19 protein-coding genes are annotated in these 10512 nt (G+C 47.1%); all 19 read right to left on the reverse strand.

Features of this window, described 5'->3' with window-relative positions; translation table 11 throughout:
* A partial coding sequence (secY, locus tag VB714_RS13075) for a preprotein translocase subunit SecY (RefSeq protein ID WP_323224821.1) occupies nucleotides 1-888 on the reverse strand: 888 nt, incomplete at its 3' end.
* 148 nt (nucleotides 889-1036) lie between these two features.
* The gene (gene rplO, locus VB714_RS13080) at nucleotides 1037-1480 is read right to left on the reverse strand and encodes a 50S ribosomal protein L15 (RefSeq protein WP_204104893.1); all 444 of its coding nucleotides are present in this window, start codon (nucleotides 1478-1480) and stop codon (nucleotides 1037-1039) included.
* A gap of 32 nt (nucleotides 1481-1512) precedes the next feature.
* A complete protein-coding gene (gene rpsE, locus VB714_RS13085) occupies nucleotides 1513-2040 on the reverse strand; it encodes a 30S ribosomal protein S5 (protein WP_323224823.1) in 528 nt (175 codons plus the stop codon).
* Nucleotides 2041-2075: 35 nt separating this feature from the next.
* The gene (gene rplR, locus VB714_RS13090) at nucleotides 2076-2438 is read right to left on the reverse strand and encodes a 50S ribosomal protein L18 (protein ID WP_204104895.1); all 363 of its coding nucleotides are present in this window, start codon (nucleotides 2436-2438) and stop codon (nucleotides 2076-2078) included.
* A gap of 3 nt (nucleotides 2439-2441) precedes the next feature.
* Nucleotides 2442-2984 carry a 50S ribosomal protein L6 gene (gene rplF / locus VB714_RS13095; RefSeq protein ID WP_323224826.1) on the reverse strand — a complete coding sequence of 181 codons (543 nt, stop codon included), beginning with the start codon at nucleotides 2982-2984 and terminating at the stop codon, nucleotides 2442-2444.
* 70 nt (nucleotides 2985-3054) lie between these two features.
* The gene (gene rpsH, locus VB714_RS13100) at nucleotides 3055-3456 is read right to left on the reverse strand and encodes a 30S ribosomal protein S8 (RefSeq protein WP_323224828.1); all 402 of its coding nucleotides are present in this window, start codon (nucleotides 3454-3456) and stop codon (nucleotides 3055-3057) included.
* Between the two features lie 82 nt (nucleotides 3457-3538).
* Nucleotides 3539-4084 (reverse strand): 50S ribosomal protein L5, encoded by a 546-nt coding sequence (gene rplE / locus VB714_RS13105; RefSeq protein WP_323224830.1) that lies wholly within the window; start codon nucleotides 4082-4084, stop codon nucleotides 3539-3541.
* Nucleotides 4085-4112: 28 nt separating this feature from the next.
* A complete protein-coding gene (rplX, locus tag VB714_RS13110; RefSeq protein WP_348539908.1) occupies nucleotides 4113-4478 on the reverse strand; it encodes a 50S ribosomal protein L24 in 366 nt (121 codons plus the stop codon).
* Nucleotides 4479-4847 (reverse strand): 50S ribosomal protein L14, encoded by a 369-nt coding sequence (rplN, locus tag VB714_RS13115; RefSeq protein WP_323224832.1) that lies wholly within the window; start codon nucleotides 4845-4847, stop codon nucleotides 4479-4481. It abuts the gene before it with no gap.
* Between the two features lie 56 nt (nucleotides 4848-4903).
* Nucleotides 4904-5152 carry a 30S ribosomal protein S17 gene (gene rpsQ, locus VB714_RS13120; protein WP_323224834.1) on the reverse strand — a complete coding sequence of 83 codons (249 nt, stop codon included), beginning with the start codon at nucleotides 5150-5152 and terminating at the stop codon, nucleotides 4904-4906.
* Between the two features lie 7 nt (nucleotides 5153-5159).
* On the reverse strand, nucleotides 5160-5468 hold the full coding sequence (gene rpmC, locus VB714_RS13125) for a 50S ribosomal protein L29 (protein ID WP_323224837.1): 309 nt from the start codon (nucleotides 5466-5468) through the stop codon (nucleotides 5160-5162).
* 34 nt (nucleotides 5469-5502) lie between these two features.
* A complete protein-coding gene (gene rplP, locus VB714_RS13130) occupies nucleotides 5503-5922 on the reverse strand; it encodes a 50S ribosomal protein L16 (RefSeq protein WP_323224839.1) in 420 nt (139 codons plus the stop codon).
* A gap of 82 nt (nucleotides 5923-6004) precedes the next feature.
* Nucleotides 6005-6724 carry a 30S ribosomal protein S3 gene (gene rpsC, locus VB714_RS13135; RefSeq protein WP_204104903.1) on the reverse strand — a complete coding sequence of 240 codons (720 nt, stop codon included), beginning with the start codon at nucleotides 6722-6724 and terminating at the stop codon, nucleotides 6005-6007.
* Between the two features lie 12 nt (nucleotides 6725-6736).
* A complete protein-coding gene (gene rplV, locus VB714_RS13140) occupies nucleotides 6737-7096 on the reverse strand; it encodes a 50S ribosomal protein L22 (protein WP_323224841.1) in 360 nt (119 codons plus the stop codon).
* Nucleotides 7097-7108: 12 nt separating this feature from the next.
* Nucleotides 7109-7387, reverse strand: coding sequence for a 30S ribosomal protein S19 (rpsS, locus tag VB714_RS13145; RefSeq protein WP_204104905.1), 279 nt, complete (start codon nucleotides 7385-7387; stop codon nucleotides 7109-7111).
* A 28-nt stretch (nucleotides 7388-7415) separates the two neighbouring features.
* Nucleotides 7416-8249, reverse strand: a complete 834-nt coding sequence (gene rplB, locus VB714_RS13150) for a 50S ribosomal protein L2 (RefSeq protein ID WP_204104906.1) — start codon at nucleotides 8247-8249, stop codon at nucleotides 7416-7418.
* Nucleotides 8250-8340: 91 nt separating this feature from the next.
* Entirely contained in the window at nucleotides 8341-8664 is a 324-nt protein-coding gene (locus VB714_RS13155; RefSeq protein ID WP_204104907.1) for a 50S ribosomal protein L23, read from the reverse strand.
* The gene (rplD, locus tag VB714_RS13160) at nucleotides 8654-9289 is read right to left on the reverse strand and encodes a 50S ribosomal protein L4 (protein WP_323224844.1); all 636 of its coding nucleotides are present in this window, start codon (nucleotides 9287-9289) and stop codon (nucleotides 8654-8656) included. Before rplD ends, VB714_RS13155 begins: the two co-directional genes overlap by 11 nt.
* A gap of 48 nt (nucleotides 9290-9337) precedes the next feature.
* Nucleotides 9338-9982: a 50S ribosomal protein L3 gene (gene rplC / locus VB714_RS13165; RefSeq protein ID WP_323224846.1), complete on the reverse strand. Its 645-nt coding sequence runs from the start codon at nucleotides 9980-9982 to the stop codon at nucleotides 9338-9340.
* Between the last annotated feature and the right edge of the window lie 530 nt (nucleotides 9983-10512).

The following is a 10512-nucleotide window of genomic DNA, read 5'->3' on the forward strand; positions in this document are numbered from 1 at the left end:
TTTTCCTTGAGTAAACTGAGCCAAGGAAGCCGGCAAAAAGAGCATCGCCGATGCAAAAATAATCGGCATGACCCCACCTTGATTCAAACGTAAGGGCAAATAATTGGAGCGTTCGCGATACAACCTGCGTCCAACTTGCCGACGAGCAGAAATAATAGGAATGCGTCGGCTACCCTCTTGCACAAAGACAATCCCCACGATCATCATCAAAAAGGCTAATAAAAGAATAATCACCTTGGCAATCTCTTCTCGTCCGCCTTGTTGAGCAACATCAATGGTATTGCCTAAAATAGTGGGCAGAACAGCAACAATATTGACGAAAATCAATAAAGAAGCACCATTACCGATACCGCGTTCGGTAATCAATTCCGATACCCACATCACAAACATAGAGCCTGCGGTAAAAGCCAGCACGGTTTCCACAAAAAATACAGGTCCTGGTTCAAGAGCAAAACTCTGAATCCAAGTTGCTAACATTACACTTTGCAGACTCGCCCAACCTACCGTTACATAACGAGTAATTTGGGAAATTTTGCGTCGTCCCGCTTCTCCTTCGTTTTTCTGTAAGTTTTCTAAAGAAGGCAGAGCAGCCGTTAAAAGCTGCATGATAATCGACGCATTAATAAAGGGCAAAATCCCCAAGGCAAAAATCCCCAAGGCGGAAAGACCGCCTCCAGAGAAAACATCTAAAAAGCCAATTAAGGGACTATTGCCGATATCTTCCAAAAATTTAGCGCGATCGATGCCCGGAATAGGAATATAAACGCCCAAGCGAACCAAAATCAGCAGACCTAGAGTAACGAGCAATCGTCCTCTTAAGCCTGCTGCTTGTGCCATTTGAGCAAAAGTTTCTTGAGCCGTTGGTGTTTTATCTCGGCTGACAACCATAAAGGTTTACCTCATTGAATTTGAAAATACAATCGTTAAATTGTGTTTTGATGGCATATATTTTTATCTTACTTGATACTCCCACGACTGCTTTTTATGAGTTGTCGTGGGATTCTTAAACAGTCCAAATATTGACTTACTTGGGGATTTAAACAATTTCCCAAGTTCCTCCAGCCCCTTGAATTTTTTCTTTGGCACTGGCAGTCAAAGCAGCCGCTTTCACGGTAAGAGCGACATTTAATTCCCCATCCCCGAGGATTTTTAACGGTCCGTCGTTTTGGGTCAGAATTCCCACTTCAAGGAGAGATTCCAAAGTCACTTCGCTATTGGCCGCAAGGTCAGCTAGACTGCGAACATTAACAATGGTGTAATGCTTGGGATTGATAACCGTAAAGTGTTTCAACTTGGGAACGCGGCGATACAGGGGCATTTGTCCCCCTTCAAATCCCGGTTTTGTTCCCGTCCCCGATCGCGATTTTTGTCCGCGCATCCCAAAACCACAACTTGCCCCCTGTCCGGCAGCAATGCCTCGTCCTACTCGACGAGGGCGGGTTTTTGAGCCTTTTTTGGGTTTTAGATCGTGTAGTCTCATAATTTTGCTGATTGGTTACTGGTTAACTCGCGTTAAGCAAAGAGTTGTTCGAGGGAGATGTCCCGTTCTCGAGCCACATCTTTAAAGGTTCGCAAGGTTTCTAAGGCATCAACGGCAGCCCGTGCGTTGTTGAGAGGGTTATTAGAACCGAGTTGTTTGGCGAGAATATTCTGCACCCCTGCTAATTCAAGGACAGTACGCACGGCTCCCCCAGCAATTACTCCTGTACCGGGGGCGGCTGGACGCATCATCACTTTTGCGCCTCCGGCTGCTCCCTTGGTGGGATGAACGATGGAGTTAGCTTTGGTAAGAGAAACATCAATCAGTTTCTTTTTCCCATCAGCAACCCCTTTGCGGACGGCTCCAATGACATCGGCGGCTTTGCCAACCCCTACGCCAACTTTACCTTTTTCGTTGCCAACGACAACGATCGCCCGAAAGCTAAGTTTTTTACCGCCTTTGACGACTTTAGAAACCCGACGGATTTGAATCACCCGTTCTTGGAAGGCTTCTTCTTTCTTGGTGCGGTTATTTTTCTTCTTTTTGTTAGTCTTTGCCATATTTTTAAAGGATGAATATTCCCTCTATTGCCTTTTTAAAATTCTAGTCCTGCTTCTCGGGCAGCATCAGCAAGAGCTTTGACTCGACCGTGATAGAGATTTCCACCGCGATCGAAGACGACGGTTTTAATGCCTTTTGCTTGTAGGCGATCGGCAACTAATTTACCAACGGCGATGGAGGCTGCACAAGTCGCTTGGGAATCCAGTTTACCTTTTAATTCCTTATCAACCGTGGAAGCTGCCGCTACTGTATTTTGCGAGACATCATCGATCGCCTGAACGTAGATGTGACTGTTAGAGCGAAAAACAGCCAACCGAGGGCGATCGGCGGTTCCGCTTATTTTTTTCCGCAAGCGCCGATGACGACGCTGTAGAGATTCTTTTCGAGTGAGTTTCATAGTTTATTTTTTCCCTGCCTTACCTGCTTTCCGTCTGACGTATTCGCCTTTATAACGAATGCCTTTTCCTTTGTAAACTTCAGGAGGACGCACGGCTCGAATTTTGGCGGCGACATTCCCAACAATTTCTTTGTTAATGCCACTCACAATCACTTCAAGACCTTTTTCGGCCACCTCAAATTTAATGCCTTCTGAGGCAACAATTTCGACGGGTTTGCTATAACCGACGTTGAGCACGAGGGTGGTTCCCTGTACTTGCGATCGATAGCCAATACCAATAATACTCAAGCGTTTTTCGTAACCCTTAGATACCCCTTCCACCATATTGGCCACCAAGGTGCGGCACAAACCGTGACGCTGACGGGCAACTCTCGAGTCACTTTGGCGTTGAACTTCGATAATGCCGTTGTTTTGGGCGATTATCGACGTTTCTGGCAGGGTGCGTTCGAGTTGTCCTTTTGGACCTTTAACACTGACGTGCCGCCCTTCAATATTCACGGTTACGCCTTTGGGAATCTCTATCGGGCGTTTGCCAATGCGAGACATAAATCAATTACTCCTTATCAAACAAGCAAGACCTTCGAGACATTGCTAATGAAAGTTGCTGGCAAAATTTCTACCAGACGTAGCAAAGAACTTCGCCACCTAACCCTTGTTTCCGCGCTTCGCGATCGGTCATAATGCCGCGATCGGTGGAGATAATGGCAATGCCAATTCCTCCTAAAACTCGAGGCAGTTCTTTGCGATTTTTGTAGACCCGTAAACCGGGTTTACTGACGCGCTTAAGGGTCGTAATAATGGGCTTGCGATTCTTGCCCGTATATTTCAGGGACAAAACTAATTCTTTTCTGATTCCCTCTCCCACTTCTTCAAACTCCGCGATGAATCCTTCATATTTGAGGACTCGAGCGATGTTGCGGGTCATTTTGGTTGAGGGAACGTGGGTGGTTGGATGCCGAACCGCACCGGAATTGCGGATGCGAGTTAGCATATCGGAGATCGTGTCGTTGGACGCCATGCGTGCTTTTTTCCTCCTTGCGGTTTAACCTAGGGTTCAAATCCTAGGGACGAGCGTTTAATCGGCTCGTATCGGTTTATCCCTATTGTTTGCGGAAGGGCATTCCCATTTCTTTAAGTAGGGCGCGTCCTTCTTCGTCTGTGTTGGCGGTGGTAATGATGGCAATATCCATGCCGCGAATTTGATCGATGCTGTCGTAATCAATTTCCGGAAAAATCAATTGTTCCCGCACCCCCAGGCTGTAGTTTCCCCGTCCGTCAAAACTTTTGGGACTCACGCCGCGAAAGTCGCGAATGCGAGGCAGGGAAAAGTTGATCAGGCGATCGAGAAAGGCATACATCCGTTCTTGGCGCAATGTCACCATGATCCCGACGGGCATTCCTTGGCGAATTTTAAAGCCGGCGATCGCCTGCTTTGCCCGCGTCACTACAGGTTTTTGTCCGGTAATGGTTGCCAATTCAGCCAGGGAGGATTCGAGGGCTTTAGCATTTTGCGATGCTTCCCCTAAACCTCGGTTGACCGATACTTTGGTCACTTTGGGGACTTGATGGATATTCTCGTAATTGAACTGTTCCGTTAATTTGGGAACAATTGTTTCTTGGTAGAGAGTTTTTAAGCGTTGTACCACGACTGTAACGAGTAATGAGTAACGAAATTTAATCGATGATTTCGCCAGTTTTTTTGAGCATTCTGACTTTGCGTCCGTCTTCCGTAAAAGTGTAGGAAATGCGACTGGCGACTTTTTCTTTGCTGGAGTAGAGCATGACATTGGAACTGTGAATGGGGGCTTCAAAGGTTTCAATTCTGCCCGATTCACCTTCTTGACGAGGTTTGACGTGCTTTGTCCTGACGTTGACCCCTTGCACGACAACTTTGCTTAATTTGGGAATAGTTTTGACGATTTCGCCGACTTTTCCTTTATCTCGTCCAGAAATGACCTGTACGGTATCCCCGGTCTTGACGTGCATTTTGTAACGTTTGGGGGCTTTAGAGCCGGTTTTCGTGGCGATTTGGTTAGCCATTTAGAGTACCTCCGGTGCGAGAGAGACAATTTTGGTGTAGTTTCTGTCCCGCAGTTCTCGGGCGACGGGACCGAAGACGCGGGTGCCTCTAGGATTGCCGTCGGCGTTGATAATAACGGCAGCGTTATCGTCAAAGCGAATGACCATGCCACTCGATCGCCGGATTGCATGACGGGTTCGCACGATTACGGCCGTCACGATATCGGACTTTTTCACCCCTTGGTTGGGAATGGCATCTTTGACTACAGCGACAATGCGATCGCCGATGCCGCCAGTATCTCGGTTTCCGGCACCCAAGACCCGCAAACACATTAGTTTGCGAGCGCCGCTATTATCGGCAACATTGAGATAGGTTTGTTGTTGAATCATGGCTGTTTTTCAATGAAAAATTATCAATTATCAATTATCAATTCAACGCCAATCGCTCATTTTTGAGTGCTTTCCAGAATTTCGGCAACCATCCAGCGCTTGGTGCGACTTAAAGGACGAGTTTCGCGAATGCGGACGCGATCGCCTTCATTGCATTTATTCTCCTCGTCGTGAGCCTTATATTTCTTGGTATTGACGAGAATTTTTCCGTATTTGAGATGAGGGGAGCGGTTTTCAATGGCAACCACAACGGTTTTATCCATTTTGTTGCTCACCACGACACCCACTCGTTCTTTTGTTGCCACAGTTGATTTACTCCTCTTCAGTTACGGGTTCTGTTTCGGCGATCGCATCTACAGTCGAAGTTTCTTCAGTAGATAGCGTTTCCGATGGCGTTTCCTCAGATACAGATTCTTCCTCTGCTGCGAGTTCTCGTTCTCGTTCAACGGTTAGGAGTTGAGCGATCCAACGCCGAGTGTGTTTGAAATTATGGGTCGTTTCTAACCGCCCTGTTGCTTTTTCCAAACGGAGTTGAAAAAGTTTTCGTTTGGCGGTAAGAATTTCTGCTGCCAGTGCTTCATCACTGAATTCTCTGGCATCTGCAACTTTAGATAGAGCCATTATTTAGAAAGATGAATGAATTTTAAGTTGCTCATCATTCGTCAATTTGGGGACGAATGATAAATTTGGTTTTAATGGGCAGTTTTTGGGCTGCGAGGCGCATGGCTTCTCGAGCAATTTCTTCTGAGACCCCGGACATTTCAAACATGATCCGTCCTGGTTTAACCACAGCAACCCAATATTCAGGAGAGCCTTTCCCAGAACCCATGCGAGTTTCTGCCGGACGCATAGTCACGGGTTTATCGGGGAAAACACAAATCCAAATTTTTCCACCCCGACGAATGTAACGGGTCATGGCACGTCGTGCGGCTTCGATTTGCCGAGAGGTAATCCAGCAAGGTTCAATGGCTTGCAGGGCATAATCACCAAAGTTAAAGGTAGTACCTCCCTTGGCTAACCCTCTCATTCGTCCGCGTTGCTGTTTGCGAAATTTTGTTCTTCTGGGACTTAACATGATTTGCTAATGGTTAATGGGTAACGGGTAATGGGTAATGGGTAACTGGAAGCAAGCCGATTACCAATTCATTACCAATGACCTACTCCGAACGATCTTCAAATTGTTGGCGACGACGCTGACGGCGAGGGGTTGTTGCCGGGGGTTCTTGGGAAATATCCTCTTGACCGGGGATGATTTCGCCTTTGAATACCCAAACTTTAATTCCTAAAATGCCGTAGATGGTTTTAGCAGTACGGTAGGCATAGTCAACATCGGCTCTGAGGGTATGGAGGGGAACTCGACCTTCCCGTGTCCATTCCGTGCGGGCAATTTCTGCGCCGTTGAGACGACCGCTAACTTGAATTTTAATGCCCTTAACTTCTGCCCGTTGCGCCCGTTGAATGGCTTGGCGGACGACTCGCCGGAAGGAAACCCGCCGTTCGAGTTGTTGGGCAATATATTCGCCAATTAGGACGGCATCGGCATCTACGCGAGAAACTTCAATGACGTTGACGCGAATTTGACGATTTCCCCCAAGGAAGTTTTGCAAACCCGTGCGTAGAGACTCAATACCGCTACCGCCGCGACCGACGACGACCCCTGGACGGGCGGTGTGAATCTCTAAATCAACTTGATCGGCTTTGCGTTCGATTCTTACGTCAGAAATTCCCGCATTACTGAGATTATCTTGAACGTAGGTGCGAATTTTACGATCTTCTTGGAGGAGTTCTGGGTAGCGCTTATTGTCGGCATACCAGCAAGAACGATGCTCTTTGGTAATTCCTAAGCGAAAACCAGTTGGATGAATCTTCTGTCCCACGAATTTGTCCTCTTATGCTTCTAGTTTCGGTGCGACGGCAATGGTGATATGACAAGTCGGCTTTTGGATTTGATAGGCCCGGCCTTGCGCTCTGGGGCGAAACCGCTTGAGTTTGGGTCCCATGTCGGCGAAGGCGGTACTGACGACTAAGCTGGTGCGATCGTAGCCGTTATTGTGTTCGGCGTTGGCAGCAGCCGATCGCAGGGCTTTTAAGATTGGATCGCAGGCTCGATAGGGCATAAATTCGAGAATGATTAAGGCTTCTCGATAGGAGCGCCCGCGAATTTGATCCAGAACCCGTCGCACTTTGTGGGGGGACATCCGGATATAGCGGGCTGTTGCTTTGACTTCTTCTGATAAATCGATTGCCATCGTTTTTTCCCTTTATCTTCTGGCTTTTTTATCACTTTTGGAATGACCCCGGAAAGTACGAGTGGGGGCAAATTCGCCAAGTTTATGACCGACCATTTGCTCGTTGACGTAAACCGGAATGTGCTGCCTGCCGTTATGGACGGCGATGGTGTGACCGACCATCTGAGGCAGAACTGTTGAGGCGCGAGACCATGTTTTAATGACTCGTTTTTCGCCTTTGGCATTCATTTTTTCAATTTTCGATAGCAGGCTATCGGCAATGAATGGACCTTTTTTTAATGAACGACTCATAGATTGTTTGAGTTATAAGTTGTGACTTTTATTTCTGAGTGCGTCGGCGGACGATCAGACGACTGCTGGGCTTGTTCCGCTTGCGGGTTTTCAGTCCCAAGGTGGGTTTTCCCCAAGGGGTAACAGGACCGCTCCGACCAATGGGAGCGCGTCCCTCACCGCCGCCGTGGGGATGATCCACTGGGTTCATGGCACTACCTCGCACTTTCGGTCTGCGGCCGCGGTGGCGCGATCGCCCAGCTTTCCCTAGGCTCAGATTTCGGTCTTCGGAGTTGCCTACCCGCCCCATCGTGGCGTAGCACTCTTTACGCACCATTCGCACTTCTTTGGAAGGAAGGCGCAGGGTGACATAGTTCCCTTCTTTGGCGACTAATTGGGCGGCTGTTCCCGCCGCACGCACGATTTGACCGCCCCGACCGGGAAGCAGTTCTATATTATGAACGTCGCTACCTAGGGGAATATTGCTTAAGGGTAAGGCATTCCCAATTTCAAAGGGGGCTTCTGGACCCGCCATGATGGTGGTCCCTACGGGTAATTTATCGGGGCAGATAATATAGCGCTTTTCCCCATCTTCATATTGAACGAGGGCGATGCGAGCGTTGCGGTTGGGATCGTATTCGATCGCAATCACTTCAGCGTTCATATTGCGCTTATCTCGACGGAAATCAATGATGCGGTAAAGGCGTTTGTGTCCGCCTCCACGACGACGAGAGGTAATAACCCCGCGATTATTACGCCCTTTTTTGCGGTGTTTGTATTTGGTAAGAGATTTTTCCGGTTTACTTTTGGTAATCTCGGAGAAGTCTGACACGCTGGCTTGTCGAGTTCCAGGTGTCATTGGTCGAAAGATACGAATTCCCATTTTTTTCGGTGAATGGTTGGTTATCAGTGAACGGCTATCGGTAAACGGCGATCGCTAAATAGTTATCAGCTATCCGCTAACAGTTAAACTTCTAAACTTCTGGGAAGAGAACAATTTCATCACCTTCGGCTAGGGTGACGATCGCCCGCTTATAAAGTGCTTTGTACCCCATAAATTTCCCAACTCTTTTTTTCTTGCGGCAGGGATTATGGGTATTCACTTTGGTGACTTTAACAGCAAAGAGACTCTCGATCGCCGCCCTGATTTCCGGTTTTGTTGCTTTGGGTTTGACATCAAAAACGTATTTATTCTGTTCGAGTAAAAGCGTTGCTTTTTCTGTCACGATAGGCTTAAGAATCAAATCCGCAAGGTCTCTGGGGTTGTATTGTCTGGTTTTATACCTTCTAGTCTTCACCGTATACCTCCTTGATTTTTGCGATCGCCGAACTTGTGGCTACGATTTTATCGGCGTTGAGGATGTCGTAAACATTCAAGTTTGTCGCCAAAATCATTCTCACTTTTTCAATGTTACGACCGGAGAAGTAAACATTATCGTTTTTCTCTCCGAGGATGAGTAAAACTTTTTGGGTCTCTTCAACGCCCCAACGTTGCAGGGCAGAGACTAATTCTTTGGTTTTGGGACGAGAAATCTGTTCGGCAAAGTCTTCAACTATGATTAAATCTTCAGCACGGCTGGTTAAAGCTGTTCGTAGTGCTAATCTCCGCTCTTTGCGGTTCATTTTTTGGCTATAATCTCTCGGTTTGGGTCCGAAGATAACCCCACCCCCTCGCCATAAGGGAGAGCGAATTGAACCGGCACGGGCGCGTCCCGTTCCTTTTTGTCGCCAAGGTTTGCGACCCCCCCCGCGCACTTCGGCGCGAGTTTTAGTGGAGGCTGTGCCTTGACGGGCGTTAGCGAGTTGCCGCACGACGGCGCGATGCAGGATATGAGAAGCATTTTCCTCTTTAGCAACTTTGAGTTCTAAGGTCGCTTCTCCGACCTCTTCTCCTTGCCAATTTTTAACTGCGCGAGTAACCATTTTCGTTGTTGATTATTTGTTGTCTGGGTATGTATTCCCTTAACTAATCTATTTTTTCTGTCCGACAATATTAGCGGGAGAAATAGTGAGGAGATTTCCTGTTTTTCCAGGTATTGCACCTTTGATCAGCAGAAGATTTCTTTCGGCATCAACTTGGACAATTTCCAGTTTACGGACGGTTACTTTTTTGCCACCATAACGTCCGGCCATTTTCTTACCGGGGAAAACCCGTCCTGGGGTAGTTCCAGGTCCTGTGGAACCTGGTTCACGGTGGTTTTTAGAACCGTGGGACATGGGCCCTCGTCGGAAATTGTGGCGCTTTTGATACCCTGAAAATCCTCTCCCAATGCTCTTTCCAGATACATCAACGAGTTGACCTGGGGTAAAAATATCGGCTTTAACGGTTTGTCCTAATTCGTAGGAATCGGGATTATCGACGTGATACTCTTTCAAATGGCGTAGGGGAGATGCCCCAGATTTGGCTAAGTGTCCCAATTCAGGCTTATTGATGATTTTGGGTTTAACTTCGTCGTAACCAATTTGAACGGAAATATATCCGTCGATTTCTTTTGTTTTAATTTGAGTAACTGTACAAGGCCCTGCTTGTATAACCGTGACCGGGATGGAAATTCCCGTTTCTTGGTTAAATATTTGGGTCATGCCGAGTTTAGTACCAAGAATCCCCACTGACACGGGTCTACCTCTCTCTAAACAATATTTGATCTTTTGTTCGCTGTGTAATACGGGAACAAATTTATGGGGTGCGATCGCAAAATTAATCGCAACCTCAGTGGTTAGCGCTTCTAATCTCGATAAACAATTCGAGACTGTCGTGCAATCCTCCCAAGCACATAAGTTTCCCAATACTTAAATCCTGTACGGGAAACAAAAATTATTTAACAAAAATTATTGTTAGTATTTTTTTGCTTAGTTTAATGACATCGCTTTTGGCGATCGCGTAACTTCATCTAAGACTTAGGAACTAAAAGCCCCAGTATCTCGCAATGAAACGATCTATTAAGGATTTCCTCTAAACAAGAGCGTCAGTCAATAGTTATACTTGATCTTCATCAAGATAGACCTCTTTGACTTTTTGATGCCACAATCATCCAATATATCGACTTGATGCGATCGTGTCAAGTTTTCGGGGAAATTCTTTTTTTTCGCACCAGAAAAACTAGAAAGGGGGGGGGAGTGTGGGGAGTGTGGGGAGTGTGGGGAGT

Source organism: Spirulina sp. 06S082 (assembly GCF_034932145.1).
Taxonomy (GTDB): Bacteria; Cyanobacteriota; Cyanobacteriia; order Cyanobacteriales; family Spirulinaceae; genus CCY15215.

What these genes read in the sequence shown, in the direction of transcription:
- rplO (WP_204104893.1), bottom strand. Translation starts at nt 1,480, where the DNA reads ATGAGACTACACGATCTAAAACCCAAAAAAGGCTCAAAAACCCGCCCT.
- rpsE (WP_323224823.1), bottom strand. Translation starts at nt 2,040, where the DNA reads ATGGCAAAGACTAACAAAAAGAAGAAAAATAACCGCACCAAGAAAGAA.
- rplR (WP_204104895.1), bottom strand. Translation starts at nt 2,438, where the DNA reads ATGAAACTCACTCGAAAAGAATCTCTACAGCGTCGTCATCGGCGCTTG.
- rplF (WP_323224826.1), bottom strand. Translation starts at nt 2,984, where the DNA reads ATGTCTCGCATTGGCAAACGCCCGATAGAGATTCCCAAAGGCGTAACC.
- rpsH (WP_323224828.1), bottom strand. Translation starts at nt 3,456, where the DNA reads ATGGCGTCCAACGACACGATCTCCGATATGCTAACTCGCATCCGCAAT.
- rplX (WP_348539908.1), bottom strand. Translation starts at nt 4,478, where the DNA reads ATGGCTAACCAAATCGCCACGAAAACCGGCTCTAAAGCCCCCAAACGT.
- rplN (WP_323224832.1), bottom strand. Translation starts at nt 4,847, where the DNA reads ATGATTCAACAACAAACCTATCTCAATGTTGCCGATAATAGCGGCGCT.
- rpmC (WP_323224837.1), bottom strand. Translation starts at nt 5,468, where the DNA reads ATGGCTCTATCTAAAGTTGCAGATGCCAGAGAATTCAGTGATGAAGCA.
- rplP (WP_323224839.1), bottom strand. Translation starts at nt 5,922, where the DNA reads ATGTTAAGTCCCAGAAGAACAAAATTTCGCAAACAGCAACGCGGACGA.
- rplV (WP_323224841.1), bottom strand. Translation starts at nt 7,096, where the DNA reads ATGGCAATCGATTTATCAGAAGAAGTCAAAGCAACAGCCCGCTATATC.
- rpsS (WP_204104905.1), bottom strand. Translation starts at nt 7,387, where the DNA reads ATGAGTCGTTCATTAAAAAAAGGTCCATTCATTGCCGATAGCCTGCTA.
- rplB (WP_204104906.1), bottom strand. Translation starts at nt 8,249, where the DNA reads ATGGGAATTCGTATCTTTCGACCAATGACACCTGGAACTCGACAAGCC.
- rplD (WP_323224844.1), bottom strand. Translation starts at nt 9,289, where the DNA reads ATGGTTACTCGCGCAGTTAAAAATTGGCAAGGAGAAGAGGTCGGAGAA.